This is a genomic window from Thermococcus sp. P6 (assembly GCF_002214525.1).
Lineage (GTDB): Archaea > Methanobacteriota_B > Thermococci > Thermococcales > Thermococcaceae > Thermococcus.
Genome location: NZ_CP015104.1, coordinates 1,324,350 through 1,349,772 on the forward strand (window position 1 = coordinate 1,324,350; position 25,423 = coordinate 1,349,772).

Consider the following 25,423-nt stretch of genomic DNA (forward strand, 5'->3'; position numbering starts at 1 on the left):
GGGTGAGTAGGTTGAAGACGGAACACGCGAAGGACATACTCCTTCAGCTTTTGAGGATTCCCTCCCCCTCGGGAAGAGAGGACAGGATAATGCTCCACATCATGGAGTTCCTCAACAGGTTTGACTACGACGTTCACATCGAGAGCGACGGCAGTATAATAGACCTCGTAGTGAATCCCGACGCGGAGCTCTTTTACGAGGTTCACGTCGACACCATCCCCGTCAGGGTGGAGCCCTTCGTGAGGGGCAACATCGTCTACGGCACCGGTGCGAGCGATATCAAGGGAGGGGTGGCCGCGATACTCCTCATGCTCGAGAGCCTCCGCATGGAGGGTAAAGACCTTAACGTCGGGATAGTCTTCGTTAGCGACGAGGAGCTGGGCGGACGGGGTTCGGCGCTGTTCATGGAGCGCTACAAACCCCGCATGGCGGTGGTTCTGGAACCCACGGACCTTGAGGTGCACATCGCCCACGCCGGCAACATCGAGGCCAACTTTGAGGTGGATGGCAAGGAGGCCCACGGGGCCTGTCCCGAAAGCGGTGTTAACGCAATAGACGAAACCTACAGAATGCTGGAGAAGATTAAAAACCTCGAACCCTTCAGGGCCAAGGGCAAGTACTTCGATCCCCACGTGGGGATTCAGGAGCTCGTCTGCGAGAACCCCGTTTACCTGATTCCCGCCCTCTGCAAAGGCCGTCTCGAGGTAAGGCTTCTGCCCGAGCAGGAGGTGGAGGACGTACTCGATCTCCTCGATCCGATACTGGATGAGTACACCCTGAAGTACGAATACACGGAGGTGTGGGACGGCTACGAGCTCGATCCGGAGGAGGAGATCGTTCAGCTCTCAAAGAAGGCGATGGAGGTTACGGGTATAGACGAGTTCGGTGGGATGCGTAGCTGGACCGACGCGATAAACTTCATGTACAACGGAACGAGGACGATAGTCTTTGGACCGGGGAGTCTCGATATCTCCCACACCCGGAACGAGCACATAGACGTGAGGGACGTCGTTAAGGCGAGCGAGTTCCTCAGAGCCCTCAACGACATATATGGAAAGGTTTGAGGGTTACTCCTCTATGAACTCCCCCTCTTCACTCCTCTCGTTGCAGAGCTCCCTCAAACGCTCGATGCCCGAGCCGACCGCTATGAGGATATCCCCCTCCTCTATCCTCTCGTCCTTGCTGGGATTGTAGATGTACCTGCCCCCCCTCTTTATGGCTATCAGCCTTACCCCGATCTTCGTCGGAAGTTTAAGCTCTTTCAGGGTTTTTCCAGCGAGTATCGATTTTTTGTTTACCTTTATCCTGCCGATCTCCTCGTCCACGTCGTGCATGATCTTCCTTATTATCGGGTGGGGTTCCACATCCCTCAGGACGAGGTCCGCGATCTCGTAGGCTGAATCCGATATCTGCTCGTTGATGCTGGCCATCTCGATTACGCTCAGCAGACTCTCGGGGTTCTCCTCCTTCTTCGCGGCCCTCAGGGCCAGCCTCTTGACCTTCAGCGTGAGCTCGTCCATCTTCTCCTCGAGGGTGTAAACCTCATCCGCTATGTCCTCGCTGTCGTACATAACCGACGAGAAGGCGAGGTCCATCATTAGGGAGGAAAGGTTTTTCATCTCCACAAGGCATTCTTTGATCTCTTCAAGCTCTTTCATTGCCGATCACCCGGATAACACCCCTTGCTATCTCCTTGAGGTGCTCCACGGAGGTGTGGGTCCCCCTTCCGATAAGGATGTCGTTTGGCTTTATCTTAAACTCCTTGTCGGGGGCGAATATCCACCTCTTCCCCCTTCTCACGGCGATTATCCAGACCCCGGTGTTGCTTGCCAGTCTCATCTCTCCGAGGGTCTTTCCGACCAGTACGGAATTCGGCGCAACCTGAATCCTGCTTATAACTTCTTCGCTCTCCATTATCGCCTCCCTGATGAGGGGATGCAGGGCGATGCCCTCAAGCACCATCTTTGCCAGATCCCCGGCCGCGTTGGATATGTCCTCCACGGAGTTCGCCATCTGGAGCACGGAGGTTATCTGCTCTGCCTCCCGGGGGTTCCGCGCTGCCAGAACGGCGTGGGTCATCAGGTGGTAGCTCAGCAGGTCCATCCTCTCCTCGAGGTCGAGAACCTCCTCGGCTATATCCCTGTCACCGAAAAGTATCGCCGTGTAGGCGAGGTCGACCATGAGCTCGGCGATGTCCTTCATCTCTATGAAGATCTCCCTAACGCTCTTGGGCTTGTACTCAAATTCCTCGAATTCTTCCATTCCCTCTCCTCCCCTCCTACCTTACCCTTCGTTTTTTAAGATTTTTCCGTTCAAACGATCAGGTGGGCGACTCCAACCGTAAAGAGGGTTGAAAAGATGTCCGCGAGGGTCGTTATCGTGGGGACCGTGGCGTTGTCCGGATCGAGACCGAGCCTGTCGAAGGCTATCGCAAGGAAGTAGGCAACGAACATGTTAACCAGAACGAGCAACGGGTAGAGGAGCAGGAAGGGAACCACCATCCCCACATCCTTTCCGAGGCTTACCCTCACAACCCCGATGGCAAAGAGGTTCATCAGGGGGGCCACTATAAAGGCCGTTAAAAAGTACGAGAGGATGTCCAGAAGGGAATCCACGTTGAGGAGCTCGTTTATCTCCCCGAGGTGTATCTTAGTTGAGGTTTTTGCACCGATGATTGAACCGTAGTTCCCGGCCGTGTCGAGTATCGCCGGATACATAACGCTGAATATGACCGACGCATATATCACATCGCTGTAGGACTCGAGCAGACCACCCGACACGCTCGAGAGAAGGGCCAGTGCACCGACGACGCCGAGGATCTCCCTGACGGTGCGCTTTTCCTCCCTCCCCATCTTCACCTTCAGGGACATGATCAGGGTGAGGAGAAACGCCAGCACCGTCAGGCCGTCGAAAACCCCGTTAAACTCCTCGTAGAGCACTATGAAGAGAACGAGGAAGGGTATCGTTACCAGATCCCCGGCTGAGGTTACCAGGGGAGCGGCAATCGTGTCGGGATCGATGCCCCTCTTGAAGGGAAGCACGGTGGCCAAAACGGTCGCGTAGCCCATGATCAGGCCAACGAAAACCATGGAGGTGAAAACTATCAGGAAAACCACGAACCCCGAGCGAAGGTCCCCGACCTTTAAGACCCCCACCAGCCAGAGAACGGTCACGGGGACCAGCGAAAGGAAGATGCTCAGGATTACGTTTTTCGTAACGTTTCTGTCCTTCAAACTCGGCTCCATCTCACCCAGATGAAGCATCGTGGTTAAACGCGACGCCATCGCTCCGTAGATGTTGCCCCTCAAACCCATGAGGCCGGGGAGGATCACGAGCATGACCGGATAGCTCACCATGATCTTTTCAAAGAACCTGCCGAGGAAGGCCCCCGCGAAGAAGTCCAGAAGGAGACATACCACTAACGCAGGGAGGGCGCCCGTTAAAGCTTCTCCGAGCCTCTCCCGGAGCTCCCGCCAGAGGATTATCCGAAGGTCCGTCAAGTTCCTTCCCTCCCATCGGCCTTTCCCCCTTCTCCACCATCCCGGCGGTTTTACACGTCCGGGTATAAAAGGTTTTGGTGGACCCTGAAGAACCGGAAGGAAAAGCCCAACTCCGTCCCTGCCATGGACTGGAGCTTCACCCTTCCCCTTCCCCGGTGTCCTCCCTTTTCTCCTTCCCGTTCACCCAGAACTTCCGGGTCCTTATGAACTGCCTCTCCCTTTCCATCAGGGCCACGAGGAGGGAATCACCCCTGTATTGAGATAGAAGCCTCGCCGCCGTGTCCGGCCCGGTGCCGTAGCTCGCGAGGGCCAGAACCGCCCGAAATCCGTAGCTATCCACGAGGTCCGCCGCCTTCAGGAATTTTCTGTAGATCCTCTCCTCCTTTTTATCCAGGGGCTTTCCGTGGCGGACTTTCCTGAGGACGGGGAGGAACTCATCAACGTCCAGCGGATGGGCCACCGCGAGCATCTTCGATCCGCATTTCGGGCACCGGCGGAGTTCTACGTTCTCGAGCCTCGCGACCCTGCTCCTCGAGTGCCAGCCGCAGCTGGTGCAGACCAGAACCACCTCCTTTTCGAGTAGCTTTCTTTTGAAGAGCCTCAGAACCTCGTCCCTCTCGAGGGCACCCGAGAGGAGGAACTCCGGACCGACCGTGGTGTTGAGCCTGGCCAGGAGGGAGGGCTCCTTTCTGAGCTCGGTTTTCACCCTTATCGAACCCCTCTTCAGCATCCCGAGGACGAGCTCAGCGTTTCTCAGGTCGATCCTGTCGTGGTACAGTTCGTTCAGCGTTTCCCTCTCGATTACCGTGTCCTCGAAGAGCCTCTCCACCCTTCTTATCCTCGCCCCCCTTCTCAGCGCGCCGAAGCGCCGGGCAACGTTCAGCATCCTCCATCTGTAGGGATGAGAACCCCTCACGGAAGAAAAAACGCCCGCCCTAAGGTCCCCCGGTTCTCTGTAAAGGTAGCCCTTCACCTCCTCCGGGTTCAGCTGGAAGGGTGTCATGAGTACGACCGCATGGGCCATGGATCTTACCGAGAAAACCCGTCCGTATCTTTCAGCGAGGAGCGAGTGAAGGAACCTCCCGATGGCCTCGTTGGTCCTGTTTCCGAAGTCCGCGTGGATTATAAGCGCCTTAGGGGTGCTTTCAATCACAACGTCCCTGTCCGTTGAGAAGGGCTCGTTTTTTATCTCCTCAAGGGCCCTCTTCAGGTCCTCCTCCCTGAACTCCACCCCCTTCAGGGTCTCTCTGGCTTTCTCGAGGTCGAAGGCTAGCTCCCTCTTCAGCCTGCCGGTCTCGAAGGCCACCCCGAAGGGGACCGGTATCATCTCCCCCTCCCAGCTCGGTATCGCGCTCTCCATGCTCCCGCTCTCCCGAACTTTGATCAGGCGGTTTTCGTCGTCTATCTCGAGGACCATCCAGCTCCTTCCGCCCATGACGAAGTCCATGCCCTCCTCGAGGTCCATGGCGAATCTCTCGTCGAGCCTTCCCACCACCCGTCCGCTCCTCGCCTCAAAAACGCGCCACGGGACCTCATCGGGGATGGTTGAGAGGTTCTCGTAATAGTACTTAAACGCCCTCCTCCGGGGGTAGAGTACCCTTTTCTCCTCGTCGTAGCCCACGAGCCTCGCATCGGTCAGAACCTTCAGGACGTCGAGGTAATCCCTCCAGCTGAGGTCCCTGTAGACGTAGGATCTTCTCGCAATCTCGTAGGGCCTCTCGAGTGGCAGGCGTCTGTACTCGAGGAGCAGGCCGACGATGAAGTGCGCCAGAACGTCGAGTCCGCCGATGGGCTCAACGGCCTCAAAACGGCCTTCAAGGGCCCTCTTGGCTATGATGAGGCTCTGAAGGTAGTCCTCAACGTTGGAGGTTATGATGTAGCCCTCGCTCACCTCGTTTATCCTGTGTCTCGCCCTTCCCACGCGCTGGACGAGGCGGTTGACCTGTCTGGGGCTCATGTACTGTACAACGACGTCAACGTCCCCTATGTCTATCCCGAGTTCCATCGACGATGTGCAGATGAGGGCCCTGATTTTGCCCTCTTTCAGCCCCTGCTCCGCTTTAACGCGTGCTTCCTTTGACAGGGACCCGTGATGAACCTCGACCGGCTTCCCCCATGCCTTCAGGCGGTGGGCGAGGATCTCCGCGAACTGTCTCGTGTTGGTGAATACCAAAGCCCTTCCGTGGCTTTCCACTATCTCCCACAGGAGCCTCAAACGGGCGGCTATCTCCGGGGAAAGGTTAAGCTCCTCCGCGAGTTCCCCGTCTTTCTCCTTCGGGGAGGGGTAAAGCACGTGGAAGCGGTAGCGTTTTTTCCAGCCCGGTTTGACGATCGCTTCGGCCTTTAGCCACTCCATTACCTCCTCCTCGTTGCCCACGGTGGCCGTCATCCCTATTCTCCTGAACTCCGCTATCTCCTCAAGCCGTTCGAGGTTGAGGAGGAGCTGTGATCCGCGTTTGTTGTCCACGAGTTCGGCTATCTCGTCTACTATCACGAACCTGACGTTTGAGAGGGCCCCGCGGAGGGACTTCATGGTCAAAATGACCCCGAGGGTCTCGGGGGTGATGATGAGCACATGGGGCGGGTTTCTTACCTGCCTCGCTTTCCTGTAGGCGGACGTGTCCCCGTGCCTCACCTCGAACCTTATCCCCAGCTCCCGGCCCCACCATTCGAGTCTTCCGAGGAGGTCCCTGTTGAGAGCCTTCAGGGGGGCTATGTAGAGCCCGGACACGGGCTTTAGGTCCTCCTTCAGGATCTCGTTTAATACCGGCAGGAGGGCAGCTTCCGTTTTACCGGAACCGGTGGGCGCTACGATCAGAACGCTCTTTCCAGAGCTGACTTCCCTAAAAGCCTTCATCTGAACATCGTTGAGCTTTCCGAAGCGTTTTCTAATGGCCTTTCTGAGGAGGGGGTGCATGTTACCCGCTCGGAGTGAAGGTTTATAAGCCCAACCTCCGTTAAGTTTATAAACGATATATCTGACGATATATGGTGATCAACATGACCGTGGAAAAGAACGTGGAATACGACCTCACCTACGCCAAACGGGCCATGCTCGTGGTGGTTATCCTTCCCCTGCTGATCATGTACACCGAAGCAATGCTGACGCCGGCCTTGCCGACGATCCAGAAGGAGTTCGCGGTGAACCCCAACGACATCAGCTGGGTACTCACGATATACCTCCTCGTTGGAACGGTGAGCGTTGCCATCTTCGGTAAGCTTGGCGACATGTACGGCAAGAAAAAGATGTTTCTCATCGCATTGAGCTTCTACACCCTCGGCGTGATTCTGAACGGCTTTGCACCGAGCTTCAAGTGGCTCCTCATCACCCGTGCCATTCAGGGCTTTGGTATGGCCATATTCCCCCTCGCCTTCAGTCTCGTCCGTGAGGAGTTCCCGACGGACATGGTCCCGCAGGTTCAGGGGATGATAAGCGCGATGTTTGGTGTGGGTATGGTGATAGCCCTTCCGCTCGGAGCCTACGTTACCGAAAACTGGGGCTGGCGCTGGACCTACCATTCCGCCGCCCCCCTCGCGGTGATCATGCTCATCCTCGCCTGGAAGGTTCTCAGGGAGAGCAGGTACATCAACCCCGGAAAACTCGACTGGCCCGGAGTGATCCTCCTCACATGGGCCGTTGTTCCGGCCCTGATTGCCGTAACCCGCGCCCCTGACGTCGGCTGGACGGCCGGGCAAACGATTACTCTCTTCGGGGCCTCCATCGTTGGAATCGTCCTTCTCTACCTCTGGGAAAAACGGGCCGAAAACCCGCTGCTTCCCATCGAGTTAATAACCTCCAGAAACCCGGCCATAGTGAACGTTGGAATAATGTTCGCCGCCTTCGGCATCGCCATGATGAATCAGGCAAACGTCTACATCTTCCAGATGAAACCGCCCTACGGCTTCGGTAAGACCATACTCCAGAGCGGACTTCTAATGACCCCGATGGCCCTCGTCATGTTGTTCGTGGCCCCACTGGCGGGAAAACTTATGCCCCGGGTGGTGCAAAACCGACCGCCATAAGCGGAGCCCTCATAGCCAGCTCGGGTCTTGCGGTGCTCGCAAAGTACGCCCCCCAGCTTCCGCCCGACCACCTCTGGACCTTCATCGGTCTCATAGCCTACGTTGGAGCGGGAATAACCCTGATGAACGTATCCCTCATAAACGTGCTCGTCTTTAGCGTCCCGCCGAGGAGCATGGGTATCGCCACGGGATCCAACAGCCTCTTCAGGAACTTCGGCTCAACGTGGGGGCCGGCAATAGCCGGAACGGTCATGAGCACCTACTACGTCCTCTTCCACCCGCCCGGAGCGCCCGCCTCTGTTCAGATAAAGATACCCACCGCCAGAGCCTACGAGGTGCTCTTCGGAACATCGGCGGGGATCTTCCTTCTGCTCGCTTTCCTCGTCCTCGCGGTGAGGGAAGTGATGAAGGGTGGAAGAATACACGAGGTCGAGAACGGGGAAGCGGAGGGGTGAGTCCCCCTCATTCCCCTCTGTACGCCTTCATGTACAGCTCCCTTATCTCCTCTGGAGTTGGTTCGACCGGGTTGAAGGCAACGAGTCCGTCGCGATAGGCCTTCTCGGCCATCTCCTCTACCTTTTCCGCGAAGGTTTCTTCATCCACCAGATCCCTCAGTTTCGGAACCCCGAGCATCTCGTTGAGCTCTCTCACAAGCTCCACCAGATCCTTTGCCGTCTGGAAGCCCAGTTCTCTGGCTATCTCTGCGTAGCGCCTCCTCGCGTATTCGCTCCTCATGTTGAACTCCATAACGTAGGGAAGGAATATGGCGTTGAGAAGACCGTGTGGGCCGATCCATGCGGCCTTATGGCTCATGGCGTGGCACAGACCGAGACGGGCGTTGAGGAAGGCTATACCCGCCATCGTTGCGGCGTAATGCATCCTCTCCCTCGCCTCTTCGTCGCCCTTAATGGAGAGGGGAAGCCATTTATAGACGGTCTTTATGGCCTTTATCGCCATGGCATCGCTGAAGGGAGTTGCCGCTCTGGTGGTATAAGCTTCAATTCCATGGACCAGAACGTCCAGCCCTGAATTCCTCGCCACCTCAGCCGGCATCGTCACCGGCAACCTTGGATCGAGGATCGCCACGTCGGGGGCTATCTCCGGCGTGACTATGTTGTATTTTACGTCCCCCTTCTTCAGCACGCTGGCCCCGGAGACCTCACTCCCTGCTCCGCTCGTGGAGGGTATCGCTATCAACCCCGTCCTGAGCTTCGGAACCGGTTCCGGCTTCGAAAACCTGTCTATGAAGGCTATCCTCTCAAATTCCAGCCCGGGGGAATCGTAGAAGACCTTGAGGGCCTTGGTCGTGTCAATGACGCTCCCGCCACCGAGGGCCACCATAAGGTCCGGCTGGAAGGACCTCACCTTGGGCAGGAACTCATTTATTACTTCAACGCTTGGCTCCGCCGGGAGGCCAGTTATCGACAGAACCTCCGCCCCGGCATCCCCGGCATGATCTTCCGCCTCACGAAGGAAGCCGTGCCTCTTCATGGACCTGCTCGCGAGTATGAGGACGCGTTCGCTCCCCCTGACCTCTTCGGAAAGCCGGGCGAGGCTTCCGCTACCGGTGATTATCCTCGTCTTCAGCCAGAACATCGAAATCACCGTCTGAATTTACCCTCCCCGACTTTTAAACATTGTTCACCTCGACGGGAAGGGCTCACGAACCAAATCCCCGGCATAGAAAAGAAGGTGTCAGGGTTGGGATGGTTTGCCCCCCTGAAAGGCCCCTTCGGACGGGAAAATGCTGGGTAAAGGAAAGGAAGCTCATTCCCCTTCCCTGAAAAGCTTCTTCAGGTTCCTCTCGAAGGGTGGATAGACGACACCCCTGTCCGTTATTATGCCCGTCAGGTATTTGTGCGGTGTTACATCAAAGGCCGGGTTGTAGACGTCAACGTCCGGGGCTATTTTACATCCACCGCAGGTCAAAACTTCTTCTCCGGGTCTCTCCTCGATGGGTATCTCCTTCCCGCTCTTGAGCTCCATGTCGATCGTTGAAAGCGGTGCGGCCGTAAAGAACGGTATCCCGTGTTCCTTCGCGAGGACCGCCAGCGAGTAGGTGCCGATCTTGTTGGCGAAGTCGCCGTTCGCCACTATCCTGTCGGCTCCGACTATTATCCCGTCAACCTTTCCCTGAGCCATGACGAAACCAGCTGCGTCGTCGCTTATGAGCTTGAGGGGGATCCCGTCGTAACTGTACTCCCACGCCGACAGTCTCGCCCCCTGAAGGACCGGCCTCGTCTCGTCCACCCAGAGGAGCTTTAGTGTTCCATCCCTGTGCATGACCCTGAGCACGGCCCCCACCGTTCCGAGCTGGACCGTCGCTAGGCTTCCGGCGTTGCAGTGGGTCAGCAGGTTCCCCTCCGGGAGAGCCCCGGCACCGTAGTGCCCTATCCTCAGGTTGGCCTCAACGTCCTCGTCGGCTATCCTGTGGGCTTCCTCCACCACGAGCCTCCTGATCTCCTCCAGAGGGCTCTCGAGGTTCTCCTCCACAAGTTTTCTGATTCTGTTGAGGGCCCAGAACAGGTTCACGGCCGTTGGGCGGGTGTTCTTCAGCTTTTCGTAAGCGGAGTAGAACCCTTCCATAAAGCCGTCCCTGTCCTTCGCCTTGGCGGTGTCCGCGTACAGTGCAAGCCCGAAGGCGGCAGCCGCACCTATGGCGGGGGCCCCGCGAACCTTCATGGTCACTATGGCGCTGGCGACCTCATCGACGGTTCTCAGTTCTATCGTCCTGAACTCCGCAGGAAGCAGGGTCTGGTCTATCATAACGACCCTTCCTTTTTCATAGGCAACGCTCCTCGGGAGCCTCGTGAGTTCCTCCGGTCTGTACCTTGTCTCCATGCTCTCCACCCCAAAGGGTTTAAAGAATGGACTTAAATCTCCTTCGGTGATTGAGATGGCGTTGAGGATATTCGTTACAGGCCCTCCGGGAGCGGGCAAAACGACACTGGTAGAGCGCGTCGCCCGGGAGGTCGACCGCTGGGGCTACCTCGTGGGAGGGATGATAACCCGGGAAATCCGGCGGGCTGGAAGGCGCGTTGGTTTCAGGATCGTAGCCCTCGATACGGGCGAAGAAGGGACTCTGGCGAGCGTAAGGGGAACCTCCCACTTTCCGGGCGTTCCCTTCGGCAGGTACGTCGTTCATCCCGACGAGATCGAGAGGGTTGGGGTCTCCGCCATAAGGAGGGCGCTGGTTGAAGCCGATCTGGTGGTCGTGGATGAGATAGGCCCCATGGAGTACATGAGCGATGAGTTCGTAAGGGTTACTGGGGAGCTCCTGAAGTCCGGCAAACCCCTTCTGGCCGTGGTTCACAGAAAGTTCGTCGACAGGTTCCGGCCCCTCGGAAGCGTCCACGGGTTGAGCATCGAGAACAGAAACGCGGAATTCGGAATAATCCTTGACGAGATAATGAGGGAATTAAAGGGCCTCAGAGGTTGAGGCTGTCCTTACAGCTCTCGCATACCCACTTCTCTCCGCCCTCTATGTAGACCCTGTAGAGCGGTCCGTACTGTCCGCAGAGCTCGCATATTCCATAGACCTCCGTTTCCTCCATCTCCCCGGTCTCCTCTTCCTCCTCGTTGCCGTAGGTGTTTAAAGCCGTGAGAAGGTCCGCGGCGGTAACGAAGCCTATCGGCTTTCCGAGTCTGGTGACGAGGAGCCTTCTGATGCCCTTTTCCGTCATCCTTTCTATCGCGTCCTGGACATCGTAGTCATCCTCAATGGTTACGGGGTCCCCCGTCATTACGTCCTCGACTTTAACCTTCTTCGGGTCACGCTCTCTCGCGACGACCTTGTCGAGTATATCCCTGTCGGTAATTATACCAACCACCTCGTCGCCCTTAACGACTACCGCGCTCCCCACCTTGTTCTTTGAGAGAATCCTTGCGACCCTGTGAACCGTATCGCCCGGTCTGATGATAACTGCCCTCCGCTTAACCGCTTGTCCCACGGTCATCCTTGGTGCCATCTCATCACCCCTGCAATGGGGGTTGGTGAAAAAACTTAAAAAACTTTCTTCAGGTGCGGCGCCTCAGAATGTACGAGGCGAGGAGAAACGTTAAAACGAACGTCACAATCGCGAGAACCACAGCTAAGTCCGGTCCCCCGCTTAAGGAAGCCCGCGCCGTTGTGCTGGTCTCCCCCGATCCGGGCACAGGCACTCTCTTGGGTGTGGACATCACGCTCAGGTTCCCTCCGGAGGAGGAAACCGAAACCAGCAGTCTCCTCGATACCGCATACACCCCAGCGGATATCAGTCCCGCCACGCTTAGACTTATGAGATGGAGTCTCTCAAAGCCCAGAGCGCTCTTCCTGATTTTAGAGACGCTTTTCCTTGGAACGAGAAGGATGGGCCTGTTGGATGCCCTGTAGAGCCTGACCTCCTGGAGCCTCTTCCCGTACTTCTTCCCCGCGACCTCTACGAGTCCGACCCTTAGCATCTTATCTATATGATAGGAAACCGTGGAGATGGGGATATCCAGCTGTCTCGATATCTCGCTTATGGATAAGGGCCGGTCCTCCACGAGATGAAGGATTTCTATCGCCTTCTCGTTCGTCAGGATCTGGGCGAGCTCTCTGGCCCTATCATCATGGATGTCTATGGTCTCATAATCCAAGGGATGCCACCGGAAGAATTAGGGGGCCCGGGTATTAAAACTTTCCACAGCTTCAACTCCGCCTGAAGCCATCAAAAGGGCATGAGAGTAAAAGGAAAGGGAATTTAATTCACGGCCTCTCAAGGGTTATCTCGATGGTCGAGGTGTTGGTGGTCCTGCCATCGGCAGTCGGAAGCTCCTCGGTGCCGATCTTAATCTCCTTAACCCTGACCTCCGGGAGGAACCTGTTCCTGACGATCTCGGCAACGTCAACGGCCCTGCTGATGGCCCTACCGCGAGCTTTAACGCTAACTTCCTTGGCGCCCTCGTTGAACTGGGTTATTACGGCGAGGACGTAGTTCATAACCGGCTTCTTTCCAATGTAGACAACGTGCTCCTCAGCCATTCCTGGCACCTCCGGAATTTTGTCGTTAGGCTATCGTGGGATTCCAGTTAAATACTTTTCGGTGCCCTCGCTCTTTTTTTACGGGTGCTCCTCCCGCGGATTTGCCCGACATCTCTCCGCAGATTTATGTCAAGCAAAAGATTTTAAGATTTAAAAATTGACATGGAGCTGGTGATGAAATGGCAGTTCACCCGATCGATTACCGGTATGGAAGCGAGGAGATGAGGCGCATCTGGGACGAGGAGAACAAGCTTCAGAAGCTTCTTGACGTCGAGGCCGCGCTCGCAAGGGCGCACGCAAGGGTCGGCAACATACCCGAGGAGAGTGCCAGAGTCATAAGCGAGAGGGCAAACACAAGGTGGGTCAGGCTTGAGAGGGTCAAGGAGATAGAGGCCGAGATACACCACGACATAATGGCCGTCGTTAAGGCCCTGAGCGAGGTCTGCGGCGAACACGGGAAGTACGTTCATCTGGGTGCCACATCCAACGATATAATCGATACAGCAAACGCCCTTCTCATAAGGGAGAGCCTGGAGCTTATAAAGAGAGATCTCAGGGATATAAGATCGATACTGAAGAAACTCGCTAAGGAGCACAAGGATACCGTCTGCATAGGAAGGACGCACGGTCAGCACGCGGTTCCGACCACCTACGGCATGAAGTTCGCTGTGTGGCTCGATGAGATTCAAAGGCATATTGACAGGATTAAAGAAGCAAAGGATAGGGTTTTAGTTGGGCAGATAAGCGGGGCCGTTGGAACCATGGCATCTCTGGGTGAAAAGGGGCTGGAGATACAGCGCTTCGTAATGGAAGACCTCGGCCTGAAGCCCGTGAGGATAAGCACCCAGATAATCCAGCGCGATGTTTACGCGGAGCTTGTGATGCTCCTTGCCCTCATAGCCTCGACCCTTGACAAGATTGCCCTCGAGATAAGAAACCTTCAGAGGACGGAGATACTCGAAGTAAGTGAACCCTTCGGAAAAAAACAGGTTGGCTCCTCAACGATGCCCCACAAGAGGAACCCGATAAGGAGTGAAAAAATATGCGGGCTTGCAAGGGTTATATACTCCAATGTAATACCCGCACTTTTGAACAATCCCCTCTGGCACGAGAGGGACCTGACGAACTCCTCCGTCGAAAGGATAATTCTCCCGGAAACATTCGTTCTTCTCGACGAGATGCTTAAGAACATGAAGAAAGTGCTTGAAGGCCTGGAGTTCTTCCCCGAAAACATCAGAAGGAACCTTTACATGACCAACAACCTCATCATGGCCGAGCCTTTGATGCTCAAACTCACGGAAAGGGGCATGGGAAGGCAGGAAGCACACGAACTCGTCAGGGAGCTGGCGATGAAAGCATTTGAGGAGAAAAAAGACCTGTTGGATGTTGCAAGAGAGGATAGGACTGTAAACAGTTATCTAACGGAGGAAGACCTAAAATCCCTAAAACCCGAAAATTACAGGGGGCTTGCACCGAAGATAGTTGAGAACGTGATTGAGTACGTAGAAATGAGAGAAGCCGAGGAAAAGCTTTAATCTTCCCGATTTCTGGCCTTTTTCCGTTTTTACATTTTAATTACATTTTGTTAGTTATCGTTTACGGCTTCAATGTTATAACTGAGACTTGATTTTTTAACTATGTATAAAAGTAATAAAATTATATTTTATAAGCATTAATATATTTTTATATAAAATCTTAATAAACTAATATTTAAAATTAAAAATTTAACACTATGTAAAATATTCAAAATCTGGAACTTTTTAATATTTAATAAAGTGGTAATTTAAATATCCAAATGTCGTAAAGTAATATGGGGTACAATGCCACTTACGTATTATTATGGGTTGTTTACAACCTAATTAGCATATTTTTACAGGAGAAGCTAACAAATAGTACCGAAGGCTTGACGGGAACTTCGGCATGGTTTAGGACGGCAGAAATGTAACTTTTGGTACTTCCGAATGTTCTTTACCCAGAAACATTTTTAATTTAAAATGAGAAAGTCCCGTGGTGATGTGCATGAACGCTCTGGGGTTCCTGAAGGAAAGACTTGAACCAGAACAGTTTGAAAAAATCAAAGAGATTGATAATCCCGAGCTTTATGAATTCTTGGCAAAGTACATCGAACTTCTGAACCCTGCAAAGGTTTTCGTTTGTACGGATTCGAAAGAAGATGAGGACTATGTAAGAAGAAAGGCCATTGAGTACGGCGAGGAGAAGCCCCTCGCAATTGAAGGCCACACCGTTCATTACGACGGCTATTACGATCAGGCAAGGGACAAAGCCAGAACAAAGATACTTGTACCTGAGGGGGTGGAGATACCCTTCATTAATACGATGGATAGGGAAGAGGGCCTCAGGGAGATACATGAGATAATGAAGGACATAGCGAAGGGGAAAGAACTCTTCGTGTGCTTCTTCGTGCTCGGTCCGAAGAATTCTGTTTTCACGATTCCGGCCGTTCAACTTACAGATTCCGCTTACGTTGCTCACAGCGAATTCATACTTTATAGAAAAGGCTATGAAGAGTTTAAACGCCTTGGAAGGGAAGCAAGGTTCCTGAAGTTCGTCCACTCGGCCGGGGAGCTTGACGAGAGAAAGACCAGCAAAAACATCGATAAGAGGAGGATTTACATCGATCTTGAAGGTGAGACCGTTTATTCTGCAAATACGCAATATGGAGGGAATACAATAGGATTAAAGAAGCTTGCCTTCAGACTCACGATCAAAAGGGCCGTTGAAGAGGGCTGGTTGAGCGAGCACATGTTCCTCATGCGCGTCAACGGTCCCAACGGCAGGAAAACCTACTTTACGGGAGCCTACCCGAGCATGTGTGGAAAAACTTCAACCGCCATGATAAGCTGGGAGAATATAGTGGGGGACGATTTAACGTTCATAGTGGACATGAAGGGTGAAGCAAGGGGTGCAAACGTCGAGAAGGGTGTTTTTGGGATAATTCAGGGAGTAAACCCGAAGGACGACCCGATAATCTGGCAGGTTCTCCACTCCCCGGTTGAGATAATCTTCTCCAACGTTCTGGTTAAGGACGGGAAGCCCTACTGGAACGACATGGGCGTGGAGATACCCGAAGAGGGGGAGAATCACAGCGGGAAGTGGTGGAAGGGCAAGAAAGATGCTGAAGGCAACGAGATCCCGCCAAGCCACAAAAACGCCCGCTTTACGGTCAGCCTTGAGCACTTCCCAAACGTTGACATGGAAGCCCTCGAAGCTCCCTGCGGCGTTGAAATAGGCGGGATGATCTTCGGTGGGCGGGATGCCGACACCTGGCCACCCGTAAGGGAGGCCTTCGACTGGGTCCACGGCGTAATAACGATGGGTGCCTCCCTTGAGAGCGAGACCACTGCTGCGACGCTCGGAAAGGAAGGCGTCAGGGCCTTCAACCCGATGGCGATCCTCGATTTCATGAGCGTTCACCTTGGGAGCTATATCCAGAACTACCTTGAGTTTGGAAAGAAGCTCAGGAAGGTCCCAAAGATATTCGCGGTGAACTACTTCCTCCGCGATGAGAAGGGTAACTGGCTGAACCACAAGCTCGATAAAGCTGTATGGCTCAAGTGGATGGAACTGAGGGTGCACGGGGATGTGGATGCAATAGAAACGCCTGTAGGGTATATTCCGAGGTACGAGGACTTAAGAAGGCTCTTCAAGGAGGTACTCGACAAAGAATACAGCCGGGAGGACTACGAGAAGCAGTTCACCATAAGAATTCCGGAGTTTTTGGCAAAAATAGATAGAATTGAAAAGACCTACCGGGACATTGGCAATATTCCGGAAGAATTGTTCAAAACGCTTGAAGAGGAGAGGGAGAGGTTATTGAAGGCAAGGGAAAGATATGGAGACTACGTTTCGCCTTTCCAATTTTAATAACGTTCTTTTCCATTTCTCAAAAGCTCTGTGTAGCTTTACAGAATCACTTCTGTTGAAGGCATGCCTCTACGATTGTTCCCCAATTTTAGATATAATGTACCTTATATCTAAAATCGGGGGTGTGCTTTTAATAGACGTGGGTCTGTTAACTCAATACACTTAAAGGTAAAAGAGTACCTTTTAATAAATAGGACAAGTGGTGAGGGTGATACAAATGCTTGGATGGGTTATGGCCGGAGTTTTGCTCATTCTGGTAGTGATACTGTGGCATAGATACTCTGAGTTAAAAGGGGAAATTGAGAGGAGGGCAAGGGACATTTTCGAAGAGTGGAGGAGTACCGAATTGGAAGCTCAAAAGCAACATCTGGAAGAGGCCCTTAGGAGAGAATATAAGGCAAAATTGAAGGAATGGATATCCCGAGAAGAAAAGAGAATTAGAAAAGATGCGGTTAACAAAAGCAAAGCAGTTATAATGGGTCAGGTCACGGAGCACTTAATACCCTACTTCCCGGATTTTAAGTATGACCCCAAGGATGTAAGGTTTATTGGAACTCCGATTGATTTTGTGGTGTTCGACGGGATGAATAGCAGAGAAATTGAGAGGATTGTCTTTGTTGAAGTGAAAACCGGGAAATCCGGAGCTTTAACTAAAAGGGAAAAGCAGGTGAAAGATGCCGCGGAGAAAGGGGAATTATTGGGATAAAATCCATCGCAAACCGGAGCAAGGAGCCTCTGACAGGAGTAAAGGCTAAAGGGGATAATACCAAACGACAGGCTTTTAATTAATATTTTAAGTTGTAAATTTTGGCAAGTTTTTTAATGTTTTAAATAGTATTTGTTTAGAATTTATAGAAATAATTTTTTGTTAAAATGTATATCGTCCTAAATTTAACTGTTATACATATTGATTTCTAGAATATTTTAAAACAACAAAAAATACACTTATGAAACACGTAAAAATTCACAGAAAATTCTGAGAGATAACGGTGAAGGGAATTAGGGAAGTCTAAAATTTAAAAAGGGTAGGAGATGGCTTTAAACTGTCTGATTGCAGCGGAGTTGGCTTAAACAGTTAAAACCAGACTTTCCCCTCATGTAATTGAACAGTTCACGAAGGCTGGGGTTGTAGATTTAAGCTGGCAGTTCTAAGGCTTTTGTTTTTTCATCTGCTCTCTCTCCTGCTCCTCAGCAAGTGGGCCACAATTTCATCGAGGGGTTTTAGGGCCCTCTCTTTCAGGCTTGGAACAAATATTCTTACCTCCTTTCTAAGCTCTTTTCTCAAAAGTTGCTCCGCATGGTACAGGTCACCGAGGTGGAGTGCAGCCGCCCAGTTATGCACAACAACCCAGATCTCTTTAATCTCTTCAACACCTTTATACTTTCTCACGCTATTGAATATCTTGAGAATTGGTGCAGGTCCCGTGCCGAAGAGGGTTTCAGCTTCAATCGCCAGCCCACGATCCTCCACATAGAGATCCGCGATGACCCTATTAGGGAACGAGCGGTTGCACGTGATTGTCTCCAGCTTAACCCCCTCCTCCACCAGATGCTTAACCGACAACACCTTCAAGGCAACATGGTCCTCGCTCTCCTTTGGAGATACGTCTCTCTCGACATTCGCAATATACGGGCTTTGGAGCATCTCTTCAACGAAGTCCCTGTAAGCACGGTCGGCCCTTGACATAATGAGGTCACCGGCTGCAACGTTTTCCATATTAAGTGAACCCTCAAAACTCTCAGCGGGAAGTCCAAAAATGGCTTGAAGCGCCTTACCCAGTCTAATCGCGAATTCTCTCGCATCCTCATCCGATAAGTTCAGTTCAACCATTCGCGGTGAATACGGTCTGCAGAGGTCTCTGATCTTCTTTGATGCACTCTCAACATCTTCGGCAGTCACTATAATGAAGCCCAGTCCACGTGAGAACGCCTCACGAAATCTCCTCTTCAACACTCCTTCAAGGTTTTCAAGATGTTCCTGTTCCAGCACTAAGATTTTGCCGGAGCCCCCGCCACGATGTTCCAGCCTCTCCAGTCTCCTATGGGCTTCATCCTCACTGGCTCCCGAGAGATCGATAGGTTCTGGATATTCTCCACGGGCTTCCCTGTAAATTTCCTTGCACACCACCCAAATTGGATACCAGAGGATTTCTGCAGGACTCTTCCTCGCAACAATAAATATAGGCTCTTCAACGATGCCCCCTGAACCGCCCACAAGTCTCCTGATGCTGGAATCCTCCAGTACCAACTCAAAGAGGCTAACCCCCCTCAGATGGTGGGCCTCTAAGACCTCTCTGGTAGTTACCTCTCTGGTAGTTATTAGACCGTGAGACGGCACTGCTTTAACACCCTCCTCCACAGGTAAATTAAGCGGTTCGAGTTCGGGTATTTTAACATGTGCAGAAGCTCCCTCCAATCTGGGGAGTTGGACCTCTGCTTCCGGGGTTATCAAATCCTCTGGAGTCTCAGCATGTACGTAAGGATGGATAGGAAGCCCGATAGAAGTCGGCTTTTCAATCCAGGCCTTAAACTGAGCCTTTGCTTTTGGTTGGAGGGTTAATTGGACAGGTGACGGCCCTTTGAGAGGGGTCAGTGTTGCGGGGATATGACCGGTAAGTGGTAGCTTTAGGGACGGGGGGCTAACTTTCTCCACCTCGTACTCTCCGCCTTTGGGTCCCTTTACCCTGATTAGTAATACATCCCCCCGATCTATTACCTCGGCTTCGTGATCGGGTTCTTTCGACAACATCCACTCAGTGAAGTCCTCGACGTATCGTAGCTCGTATTGGGGTTTACGTTGCATGGGCTAACTCACCTTAGGTCTCTCTTTTTCTTTTTAACAACATCATTAATCGCCCGTCAGCGGTCATCACCAGTTCCAAGGTCCCGAGAACTAAGGAGGGAGCTATTTTACGCATCAGGGTCAGCAGGTTAGTTTCATGTTCAACAGTATATATGGTTCCATCACTGTAAAGGGAGTCTGCTATCTTGACCCCAAAACCCTCAATAAGGTAGACGTAATCTGAGCTTAGTCTGACGGGCTCCGTGAGATGTTTCCAGTGTAAAGACCAAGTATCTAGGGGTATAGGCGCTATACTCTTGCACATTTTTAAGTACTCCTCCACTGGGTCTTCAACTGAGAGCTCTATCCCCGATAGAATTCCGGGTCTACGTAGTAGGCTGACGATCGAGTCTACAAACCTGCATATGGCGCCTCCCAGGGTTTTCTCGCGTGCAGGTATCAGGGAGATCGTTATCTTATTACCATACTCCTCCACTTTACCGAGTGATAGGTAATCCGGGTATCCGAGGAGGGTAAGCCTGTCCGCTAACGCTGACCTGACCCGGGGTTTAAACAGCTCCTTAACTCCCAATATCTGAAACACCGCCTGCTTGGCTTCCTCATCCTGATCAAGCTCCCGGTATATCTCGCCAAAGTACTCCCTCGTAATCTTCCTGAGGGTCCACGCGAACAGTGTATACTTACCTCCTTCATCAACCCCAAGGAACGTGTTTGCGGATTTTTCTACAAGCTGTCTTGCAGCCTCTATGGGGTCATTGGGCGCTTCAAATCCCTCCTCCACCGGTCCAAGAACCCGGTTTGAAACTTCCAAGACGCGTTTTGCCTCTCTCGAGACAATCCTTGCAACCTCAACTGAGGGGTCCCCTTCAAAATTCCCTGCGACGGCCTCAGCCAGCACCTGAATGGGATGCACGTGTTCCTCAACGAACCTCCTCCATCGCTCCGGATCCTGAGGCTTAACACTTCTAAGAAGCTCTTCAGGAGATATTGTTTCGGCAAACGCCATGTACGACACCTCTCTCAGACGTGTATCCTTATCGGCCTTAATCAAACGTAGGCCACGTATATAACGGTATGGAGTGGATAAATAAAAATTTTTTACTTGGAGCACAGTTATATGTCAGGAGGGTAAAAATGTATCGAATTGTGCCGGGGATTTTAATCATTCTTCATCCGAAACTCGAGGGATCTCGTTCTCGCCGGGAAGTATTATTAACTCTCTCCCCTCAACCAGCATCTCCGCAACCTTCTTTCTGGCCGAATTCAGGGCCCTCCACACGGTGCCCCTCGAAACGCCCATCCTTTCCCCGGCCTCTTCCTGAGTTAGACCCTCGTAATCCACCAGCCTGAGGGCTTCGAACTCCTCGTAACTCATGAATATGGGCTGTTTGGGTTGGACCATCGGGGGAAGGTCCGGATAGAAGTGTTTAACCTGAGGAATGAACCCGATCATCCTCATCTTCCTTCGTCTTCCTCGTCCCCATCCCATTCCCGATCGCATTCCCCTTGGCATGGGTATCGTGAAACGGTCGAATTCGGGGTTTATATATCTTTTTGACAAAGATTATAACCTCCGCAGGGAACTTAAGGTGGTGGGGGATATGGGGTTCCTCGTGAAGGAAAGAAAGATAGGGTGGCACAAGGACTTTGACAGCTCCCATTTTCTGATATTGCCTTATGAGAGCAAGTGCCTCCGCATTCACGGGCACACCTACAATGTGGATGTTGAGGTGTGGGGAGAGCTCAACGAGAACGGCATGATATTCGACTTCAACCATCTCAGTGGCCTCGTAAAGCTTCTCGACCATAGAATCCTCGTGAGCAGGGAGTGGGTCGCTGGGAAGGATCGGGAAAAACTCGTCATCGAGCGGAACGGCAAGAGGCTTGAACTTCCCGGAAGCGAAGCGGTCGTTCTCGACAAGCCCAACGTGACGGCCGAGTACATAGCCGAGTGGTTTGCCGAGAGGATAGCCGAAAAGGCCGGGGACAACGTGGGGAGAATCCGGGTGAGGATCTGGGAAGATCCGAGGAGTTACGCCGAGATAACCCTCGAGAGGCGTTAGGGTTCCTTATCCACACTTCTCCTTTAAAGCTCTCAGGTTCTCACTCGCCCTTTCTTCGAGCATGACGTAGTAGCTCTCTGTGAACCCCCTTCTGGCTTCAAGGGTAAGGTTGTGGATCAGTTCCAGGTAGGCAAGGGCAACGTCGCATTCCTCCTTTTCCGATATTGCCTCCATCATGTCCACAGTGTAGCCCACGAAGCTGTGAAGCACTTTGAGCCAGTCCCTTTCGTAGCCGTTCTCGTTGAGCCATCCTTTGAGGGTGACGAGCACCTTTATGGCTGGCTTCACCGTCGAGTACTCACCGTAACGGCGGTACCTTATGAGAAGGTACTGAAGCAGGGAAAGCAAGAACCTTCCAACGACGGCCTTATCGCCCTTCTCCTCGGCGAACCTCTGGAACTCCACGAGGCCCCTTCTACCGCTCCCCGCGAACTCCGAGAGGAGACCCTGATAGACTGAGTACTTCGAGAAGTCCACTTCCTCGAGCTCGGCCATCTCCGGGAGCACCGCCAGAATCGCTTCCTTTACCTTCATTCTATCCACCCAAAGGGTTAAATCGGGGGGTGTTTTATTAAGTTTGAGGTGAGGACGGTGAGGTTTTCAAAGGGACGGAACTTCCTCTTCCGGATCCCCGAGGGGGAAGAAATTGGCGGGTTCATCAACAGGTTCGCAAAGGAGAACAACATCCTCATGGGCACGGTGCGCGGGATAGGCAGCCTGAGGAACCCCAAGATCGGTTACTTCGATGAAAAAGCCGGGAAGTACAGGGTTATCCCGCTCGAGGGGACCTACGAGCTGGTTTCACTCTCAGGGAACATAAGCGTGAAGGACGGCCAGCCCTTCGCACACATCCACGTTGCCCTCGGCGGACCGGATGGGAGAGTTCACGGGGGGCACCTGGTAGAAGGAGAAGTCTTCGTGGCCGAGGTTCTGGTGGAAGAACTCCTCGGAGAGGTTCTGGAGAGGAAACCCCGGGAGAACGGGCTGGCCCTGTGGGACGAGGCGGAGCTCTAATCGCTTTATTCCTTTTTTCGGAGAAACAGGTTCCAGAGCAGGGCGTAGTGCCACGTTACGATCGCAAAGATTCCTATGAACTCCGGAATCGCGACGCCTTTGAATTCTCCGAAGGCCCATCTCGCCAGTGTAACCTCCCCCGTGAAGAGCAGAACCGTGAAGATCCCGAAGCCCTTCATGTTTGCGAGCCAGAGGGCAACGCCGGTGATCAGGAAGCCCAAACTTCCCGCGAGGAAGAACCCCCAGCTGACCGGATAGTGGAGTCTCGTTCCCTCTGGGAAGAGGGATATTCCAGCGAGAAACACGAGGCCGAGGGCGAAGAGACCGATTCCTATCCGTGTGATCGAGTTTTTAAACTCTCTGAAAAGGCCAAGGGCGTAGTAAAGCCCCATGATGGCTGAGATCAACAGGGGAACGTTTATCACCCAGTTGTACGGGAGACCGACCTTTCCCATGTCGCTTATGGCGTTGTCAGTGAGCCGCCACCATGAGCGATTTATGATCATGGCCGCCCCTATTCCGGAGAGGGCCACGAGGGGACTCAGAAAGCCCGCGAGGAGCTGATCCTTCCTCATGTTATTACCTCCGCCGGGAAAATATATAAAGATACCTCAAAAGACGGAGTTCAGCCTTCCGCCGTCTACCGGGATCATGGCGCCGTTGATGTAGGATCCAAGGTCGCTCGCGAGAAACGCCACCAGATAACCTATTTCCTCGGGCTCCCCGAGTCTCCCGAGGGGTATCGGCTTCGCGTACTCCTGAAGGGCCTCTTCAACGGTTTTTCCTTCCCTGCCAGCCCTGTCCCTTGCGAGCTGGATCATTCTGTCGGTTCTGATGATGCCGGGCATTATTCCGTTCACCGTTATGCCCTTCGGTCCGAGCTCTTTAGCCAGGGTTCTCACGAGGCCCGCCATCGAGATCCTGACCACGTTGCTGAGGGCTATGTTCGGGATGGGCTCCCTTATGGCAACGCTTGTTGAATAGATTATCCTTCCGAATCCCTTCCGCTCCATGGCCGGCACGAGGGCCCTTGTCAGGTAGACTGCCGGGTAGAGGAGAAGGTCCACGGCCTTTTCCCAGTCTTTCATGTCCATCTCCATGAAGTAGCCCGGCTTTGGGCCACCGGTTGAGAAGAAGAACGTATCGGGCTCGCCGATGTTTTCGAGCTCCTCAACGGTCTTTTTGAGGTCCCCCCTTTTGGTCAGGTCTGCAACGATGTAGTGAACCTCGACGTTGCTTTCCGACAATATCCTTTCCCGGGCCTTCCTCAGGTTCTCCTCGCTCCTCGACAGGATTATAACGTCGGCCCCGGCCTTCGCCAGAACCCTCGCAACCCCGAAGCCGATCCCCTTGCTCGATGCGGTTGTGAAGGCGAGTCGCCCGGACATGTCTATGCTTAACATGGGTACCACCGTTCCGGTATTGGGCCTCTGGATTAAATAATCTTCCGATGGTGTGTTTGGCGATCCTTGCCCCGCTCACCTCTCGTAGAAAATCCTGTAATGCTGGACGTACTTCTCCTTCTCCAGCAAGAAATCATCGTCCTCCGGGTAGTACTTGGCTATCTCCGGGTTCTCCCCCGCGAACTTCTTGATGGACTCCATGGAATCCCATATCGTCACGAGAAGAAAGTGGGCAACGTTTCCCCCGTCCTCATCTTCACAAACGCTGGTTCATAAAAATGGAGAGGAAGTCACCAGTTGCCGGGGCCGTAACCGCCACCCCGGCCCATTCCTCTCCCTCTACCGCGTCCCATACCTCTGCCCATACCCCTGCCCGGGCCATAGCCGTAGCCTCCACCCTCGGGGCCGAAAACTGGCCCGCTAAGTTCGCCCCTCAGGAAGGCTTCGATGGCTTCCCTGACGGTCATCGTTGCTGGAGCTGAGACCATTCTTATACCCGCCGCCTGAAGGACGCCCGATGAGTTGGGCCCGAACTGGCTGGAGATAACGACGCTGGCTCCCTGATCTATGACGAACTGGGCAGCCGTAACGCCCGCCCCCCGGGGCTGGCTGTAACCGGGGTTGGGAAGGACCTGAACGTTAACGATGCTCCCGTTCTCGACGTCAACCACCGTGAAGGTTGGAGTCCTGCCGAAGGCCGGATTAACGCGATCTTCCAATCCTCCGTTTGCCGTTGATACGATTATTCTCATTCAAATCACCTCTGCGTTGTTTGAATAACATGAACTTAAAAACTTATGTAACCTCAAAAGAACCCCCGGAACCCCGGGCCCCTCAGGAAGGACCTCAGCATGAGGAGTATTATCAATCCGAGGGCGTAAGGTAGGGCCACTAAGAGCAGCTTGACCAAGAAGTAGAGAATCCCGATAAGGATCAGCAGGTCCAGAAGACCGTAGAACCCTCCGGGGGTCCAGTACCTCCCGCCGTAACCCCGTCCCATACCCCGTGGCATCTTAATTCCTCCCTTCTTTGATTAAAAGGATTGAAAAAGGAAAAGGTGCTCACCACCAGCCGAAGAACCGGGCGAACCAGCTTCTCCTGCTCGGCTGACCCGTCCATGGACAGTATCCTAAACGGGCTCCCCAGCCTCTTCCTCCTCTGCCCCAGCCTCTTCCGAAGCCTCTTCCTCTTCTCCAGCCCCTGCCCGGGCCAAAGCCGTAGGCCGGATAAGCCGGATACGCGGGTGCCGGCGGGTACTGGTTGTAAGCGGGTGCTTGGGCCGGCGGGACTGGTGCCGTAAAGGTGGCCTTTCCGCTCAGGGCGGTCTTTATGGCCTCCTCAACGGGTGTTCCCGGGGCGACCTGATGGACCCTTATCCCTGCCGCCTGGAGCGCTCCAAGGGCGTTGGGCCCGACCTGCGGTGCCACTACCGCCTCAACTCCCTCGTTTACGAGGGTCTGCACGGCCATGGGCCCCGCGCCTCCTCCGACCATGGCGGCACCGTTCTGGAGGACCTTGCTGTTGATGATCTCGCCGTTCTCGTCAACGTCCGCTATGAGGAAGGCCGGCGCCCTCGCAAAAACCGGGGCGACGGTATCGTTCACCCCTCCACCGTTCGTGGGTATCGCGATCTTCATCATCACCACCCCCTGGGTTTCTATTATTATGTGCATATGCACAGTATTTAAAGTTTTCGGTCGTCCTAACTGGAGGTTATCCGTTACGATGGA

The 25,423-nt window shown here is 53.5% G+C and carries 28 protein-coding genes; 9 read left to right on the plus strand and 19 right to left on the minus strand.

Annotated elements, in window-relative coordinates:
- The first annotated feature begins 11 nt into the window (after positions 1 to 11).
- On the plus strand, positions 12 to 1,064 hold the full coding sequence (locus A3L12_RS07170) for a M20/M25/M40 family metallo-hydrolase (RefSeq protein WP_088882984.1): 1,053 nt from the start codon (positions 12 to 14) through the stop codon (positions 1,062 to 1,064).
- 3 nt (positions 1,065 to 1,067) lie between these two features.
- Here the strand turns inward: A3L12_RS07170 and A3L12_RS07175 are convergent, their stop codons facing one another.
- From A3L12_RS07175 to A3L12_RS07190, 4 genes are all read right to left on the minus strand, one after another.
- Entirely contained in the window at positions 1,068 to 1,658 is a 591-nt protein-coding gene (locus A3L12_RS07175; protein ID WP_088882985.1) for a potassium channel family protein, read from the minus strand.
- A complete protein-coding gene (locus tag A3L12_RS07180) occupies positions 1,645 to 2,262 on the minus strand; it encodes a potassium channel family protein (protein ID WP_088882986.1) in 618 nt (205 codons plus the stop codon). Before A3L12_RS07180 ends, A3L12_RS07175 begins: the two co-directional genes overlap by 14 nt.
- Positions 2,263 to 2,312: 50 nt before the next feature.
- Entirely contained in the window at positions 2,313 to 3,500 is a 1,188-nt protein-coding gene (locus A3L12_RS07185) for a magnesium transporter (RefSeq protein WP_198300040.1), read from the minus strand.
- 136 nt (positions 3,501 to 3,636) lie between these two features.
- Positions 3,637 to 6,417 (minus strand): DEAD/DEAH box helicase, encoded by a 2,781-nt coding sequence (locus A3L12_RS07190; RefSeq protein WP_088882987.1) that lies wholly within the window; start codon positions 6,415 to 6,417, stop codon positions 3,637 to 3,639.
- A gap of 83 nt (positions 6,418 to 6,500) precedes the next feature.
- Here A3L12_RS07190 and A3L12_RS07195 point away from each other — a divergent pair, with 83 nt between their 5' ends.
- Together A3L12_RS07195 and A3L12_RS08435 are read left to right on the plus strand one after the other, a co-directional pair.
- A complete protein-coding gene (locus A3L12_RS07195; RefSeq protein ID WP_232462928.1) occupies positions 6,501 to 7,523 on the plus strand; it encodes an MFS transporter in 1,023 nt (340 codons plus the stop codon).
- 32 nt (positions 7,524 to 7,555) lie between these two features.
- Positions 7,556 to 7,978: a hypothetical protein gene (locus A3L12_RS08435; protein WP_232462885.1), complete on the plus strand. Its 423-nt coding sequence runs from the start codon at positions 7,556 to 7,558 to the stop codon at positions 7,976 to 7,978.
- A gap of 7 nt (positions 7,979 to 7,985) precedes the next feature.
- On the opposite strand, the gene A3L12_RS07200 is transcribed toward A3L12_RS08435, so the two are convergent.
- Positions 7,986 to 9,119 carry an iron-containing alcohol dehydrogenase gene (locus tag A3L12_RS07200; protein ID WP_088882988.1) on the minus strand — a complete coding sequence of 378 codons (1,134 nt, stop codon included), beginning with the start codon at positions 9,117 to 9,119 and terminating at the stop codon, positions 7,986 to 7,988.
- Positions 9,120 to 9,290: 171 nt separating this feature from the next.
- Positions 9,291 to 10,364, minus strand: a complete 1,074-nt coding sequence (gene mtnA, locus A3L12_RS07205) for an S-methyl-5-thioribose-1-phosphate isomerase (RefSeq protein ID WP_088882989.1) — start codon at positions 10,362 to 10,364, stop codon at positions 9,291 to 9,293.
- Positions 10,365 to 10,419: 55 nt separating this feature from the next.
- Between mtnA and A3L12_RS07210 the strand changes: the two genes are divergently transcribed.
- Positions 10,420 to 10,962, plus strand: coding sequence for an NTPase (locus A3L12_RS07210; RefSeq protein WP_088882990.1), 543 nt, complete (start codon positions 10,420 to 10,422; stop codon positions 10,960 to 10,962).
- On the opposite strand, the gene A3L12_RS07215 is transcribed toward A3L12_RS07210, so the two are convergent.
- From A3L12_RS07215 to albA, 3 genes are all read right to left on the minus strand, one after another.
- Positions 10,952 to 11,491: a cyclic nucleotide-binding/CBS domain-containing protein gene (locus tag A3L12_RS07215; protein WP_088882991.1), complete on the minus strand. Its 540-nt coding sequence runs from the start codon at positions 11,489 to 11,491 to the stop codon at positions 10,952 to 10,954. The genes A3L12_RS07210 and A3L12_RS07215 overlap by 11 nt on opposite strands.
- A gap of 49 nt (positions 11,492 to 11,540) precedes the next feature.
- Complete coding sequence (locus tag A3L12_RS07220) at positions 11,541 to 12,140, minus strand: transcriptional regulator (protein ID WP_088882992.1); 600 nt, start codon at positions 12,138 to 12,140, stop codon at positions 11,541 to 11,543.
- Positions 12,141 to 12,249: 109 nt separating this feature from the next.
- Complete coding sequence (albA, locus tag A3L12_RS07225; RefSeq protein WP_088882993.1) at positions 12,250 to 12,525, minus strand: DNA-binding protein Alba; 276 nt, start codon at positions 12,523 to 12,525, stop codon at positions 12,250 to 12,252.
- 179 nt (positions 12,526 to 12,704) lie between these two features.
- Here albA and purB point away from each other — a divergent pair, with 179 nt between their 5' ends.
- From purB to A3L12_RS07240, 3 genes are all read left to right on the plus strand, one after another.
- On the plus strand, positions 12,705 to 14,060 hold the full coding sequence (gene purB, locus A3L12_RS07230) for an adenylosuccinate lyase (protein WP_088882994.1): 1,356 nt from the start codon (positions 12,705 to 12,707) through the stop codon (positions 14,058 to 14,060).
- 484 nt (positions 14,061 to 14,544) lie between these two features.
- The gene (locus A3L12_RS07235) at positions 14,545 to 16,410 is read left to right on the plus strand and encodes a phosphoenolpyruvate carboxykinase (GTP) (protein WP_088882995.1); all 1,866 of its coding nucleotides are present in this window, start codon (positions 14,545 to 14,547) and stop codon (positions 16,408 to 16,410) included.
- Positions 16,411 to 16,627: 217 nt separating this feature from the next.
- On the plus strand, positions 16,628 to 17,116 hold the full coding sequence (locus A3L12_RS07240) for a Holliday junction resolvase-like protein (RefSeq protein ID WP_198300041.1): 489 nt from the start codon (positions 16,628 to 16,630) through the stop codon (positions 17,114 to 17,116).
- A 459-nt stretch (positions 17,117 to 17,575) separates the two neighbouring features.
- Here the strand turns inward: A3L12_RS07240 and A3L12_RS07245 are convergent, their stop codons facing one another.
- The 3 genes from A3L12_RS07245 to A3L12_RS07255 all read right to left on the minus strand — a co-directional run bounded on the left by A3L12_RS07245 (position 17,576) and on the right by A3L12_RS07255 (position 20,726).
- Positions 17,576 to 19,213, minus strand: coding sequence for a hypothetical protein (locus tag A3L12_RS07245; RefSeq protein ID WP_088882996.1), 1,638 nt, complete (start codon positions 19,211 to 19,213; stop codon positions 17,576 to 17,578).
- A gap of 13 nt (positions 19,214 to 19,226) precedes the next feature.
- A complete protein-coding gene (locus tag A3L12_RS07250; RefSeq protein WP_088882997.1) occupies positions 19,227 to 20,219 on the minus strand; it encodes a hypothetical protein in 993 nt (330 codons plus the stop codon).
- 156 nt (positions 20,220 to 20,375) lie between these two features.
- Complete coding sequence (locus A3L12_RS07255) at positions 20,376 to 20,726, minus strand: DUF134 domain-containing protein (RefSeq protein WP_088883250.1); 351 nt, start codon at positions 20,724 to 20,726, stop codon at positions 20,376 to 20,378.
- Between the two features lie 88 nt (positions 20,727 to 20,814).
- Here A3L12_RS07255 and A3L12_RS07260 point away from each other — a divergent pair, with 88 nt between their 5' ends.
- Entirely contained in the window at positions 20,815 to 21,276 is a 462-nt protein-coding gene (locus A3L12_RS07260) for a 6-carboxytetrahydropterin synthase (RefSeq protein WP_088882998.1), read from the plus strand.
- 6 nt (positions 21,277 to 21,282) lie between these two features.
- Here the strand turns inward: A3L12_RS07260 and A3L12_RS07265 are convergent, their stop codons facing one another.
- Positions 21,283 to 21,810 (minus strand): hypothetical protein, encoded by a 528-nt coding sequence (locus tag A3L12_RS07265; RefSeq protein ID WP_088882999.1) that lies wholly within the window; start codon positions 21,808 to 21,810, stop codon positions 21,283 to 21,285.
- Positions 21,811 to 21,867: 57 nt separating this feature from the next.
- Between A3L12_RS07265 and A3L12_RS07270 the strand changes: the two genes are divergently transcribed.
- Entirely contained in the window at positions 21,868 to 22,290 is a 423-nt protein-coding gene (locus A3L12_RS07270; protein WP_088883000.1) for a PPC domain-containing DNA-binding protein, read from the plus strand.
- A gap of 5 nt (positions 22,291 to 22,295) precedes the next feature.
- Here the strand turns inward: A3L12_RS07270 and A3L12_RS07275 are convergent, their stop codons facing one another.
- The 6 genes from A3L12_RS07275 to A3L12_RS07300 all read right to left on the minus strand — a co-directional run bounded on the left by A3L12_RS07275 (position 22,296) and on the right by A3L12_RS07300 (position 25,330).
- Entirely contained in the window at positions 22,296 to 22,865 is a 570-nt protein-coding gene (locus A3L12_RS07275; RefSeq protein WP_088883001.1) for a DUF998 domain-containing protein, read from the minus strand.
- Positions 22,866 to 22,901: 36 nt separating this feature from the next.
- Positions 22,902 to 23,693, minus strand: coding sequence for an SDR family oxidoreductase (locus A3L12_RS07280; RefSeq protein WP_088883002.1), 792 nt, complete (start codon positions 23,691 to 23,693; stop codon positions 22,902 to 22,904).
- A 75-nt stretch (positions 23,694 to 23,768) separates the two neighbouring features.
- Complete coding sequence (locus A3L12_RS08455) at positions 23,769 to 23,894, minus strand: hypothetical protein (RefSeq protein WP_257788805.1); 126 nt, start codon at positions 23,892 to 23,894, stop codon at positions 23,769 to 23,771.
- A gap of 89 nt (positions 23,895 to 23,983) precedes the next feature.
- On the minus strand, positions 23,984 to 24,445 hold the full coding sequence (locus tag A3L12_RS07290) for a NifB/NifX family molybdenum-iron cluster-binding protein (protein ID WP_088883003.1): 462 nt from the start codon (positions 24,443 to 24,445) through the stop codon (positions 23,984 to 23,986).
- A 53-nt stretch (positions 24,446 to 24,498) separates the two neighbouring features.
- On the minus strand, positions 24,499 to 24,705 hold the full coding sequence (locus A3L12_RS07295) for a hypothetical protein (protein ID WP_088883004.1): 207 nt from the start codon (positions 24,703 to 24,705) through the stop codon (positions 24,499 to 24,501).
- A 49-nt stretch (positions 24,706 to 24,754) separates the two neighbouring features.
- Positions 24,755 to 25,330 (minus strand): NifB/NifX family molybdenum-iron cluster-binding protein, encoded by a 576-nt coding sequence (locus A3L12_RS07300; protein WP_088883005.1) that lies wholly within the window; start codon positions 25,328 to 25,330, stop codon positions 24,755 to 24,757.
- Positions 25,331 to 25,423: the final 93 nt, after the last annotated feature.

Coding starts and splice junctions, on each gene's coding strand:
- A3L12_RS07200 (WP_088882988.1), bottom strand. CDS start 9,119: ATGTTCTGGCTGAAGACGAGGATAATCACCGGTAGCGGAAGCCTCGCC.
- A3L12_RS07190 (WP_088882987.1), bottom strand. CDS start 6,417: ATGCACCCCCTCCTCAGAAAGGCCATTAGAAAACGCTTCGGAAAGCTC.
- A3L12_RS07255 (WP_088883250.1), bottom strand. CDS start 20,726: ATGCCAAGGGGAATGCGATCGGGAATGGGATGGGGACGAGGAAGACGA.
- mtnA (WP_088882989.1), bottom strand. CDS start 10,364: ATGGAGACAAGGTACAGACCGGAGGAACTCACGAGGCTCCCGAGGAGC.
- A3L12_RS07250 (WP_088882997.1), bottom strand. CDS start 20,219: ATGGCGTTTGCCGAAACAATATCTCCTGAAGAGCTTCTTAGAAGTGTT.
- A3L12_RS07240 (WP_198300041.1), top strand. CDS start 16,628: ATGCTTGGATGGGTTATGGCCGGAGTTTTGCTCATTCTGGTAGTGATA.
- A3L12_RS07260 (WP_088882998.1), top strand. CDS start 20,815: ATGGGGTTCCTCGTGAAGGAAAGAAAGATAGGGTGGCACAAGGACTTT.
- A3L12_RS07175 (WP_088882985.1), bottom strand. CDS start 1,658: ATGAAAGAGCTTGAAGAGATCAAAGAATGCCTTGTGGAGATGAAAAAC.
- A3L12_RS07195 (WP_232462928.1), top strand. CDS start 6,501: ATGACCGTGGAAAAGAACGTGGAATACGACCTCACCTACGCCAAACGG.
- A3L12_RS07215 (WP_088882991.1), bottom strand. CDS start 11,491: ATGGCACCAAGGATGACCGTGGGACAAGCGGTTAAGCGGAGGGCAGTT.
- albA (WP_088882993.1), bottom strand. CDS start 12,525: ATGGCTGAGGAGCACGTTGTCTACATTGGAAAGAAGCCGGTTATGAAC.
- A3L12_RS07280 (WP_088883002.1), bottom strand. CDS start 23,693: ATGTTAAGCATAGACATGTCCGGGCGACTCGCCTTCACAACCGCATCG.
- A3L12_RS07235 (WP_088882995.1), top strand. CDS start 14,545: ATGAACGCTCTGGGGTTCCTGAAGGAAAGACTTGAACCAGAACAGTTT.
- A3L12_RS07295 (WP_088883004.1), bottom strand. CDS start 24,705: ATGCCACGGGGTATGGGACGGGGTTACGGCGGGAGGTACTGGACCCCC.
- A3L12_RS07290 (WP_088883003.1), bottom strand. CDS start 24,445: ATGAGAATAATCGTATCAACGGCAAACGGAGGATTGGAAGATCGCGTT.
- A3L12_RS07300 (WP_088883005.1), bottom strand. CDS start 25,330: ATGAAGATCGCGATACCCACGAACGGTGGAGGGGTGAACGATACCGTC.
- A3L12_RS08455 (WP_257788805.1), bottom strand. CDS start 23,894: ATGGAGTCCATCAAGAAGTTCGCGGGGGAGAACCCGGAGATAGCCAAG.
- A3L12_RS07245 (WP_088882996.1), bottom strand. CDS start 19,213: ATGCAACGTAAACCCCAATACGAGCTACGATACGTCGAGGACTTCACT.
- A3L12_RS07180 (WP_088882986.1), bottom strand. CDS start 2,262: ATGGAAGAATTCGAGGAATTTGAGTACAAGCCCAAGAGCGTTAGGGAG.
- A3L12_RS07210 (WP_088882990.1), top strand. CDS start 10,420: ATGGCGTTGAGGATATTCGTTACAGGCCCTCCGGGAGCGGGCAAAACG.
- A3L12_RS07275 (WP_088883001.1), bottom strand. CDS start 22,865: ATGAGGAAGGATCAGCTCCTCGCGGGCTTTCTGAGTCCCCTCGTGGCC.
- A3L12_RS07265 (WP_088882999.1), bottom strand. CDS start 21,810: ATGAAGGTAAAGGAAGCGATTCTGGCGGTGCTCCCGGAGATGGCCGAG.
- purB (WP_088882994.1), top strand. CDS start 12,705: ATGGCAGTTCACCCGATCGATTACCGGTATGGAAGCGAGGAGATGAGG.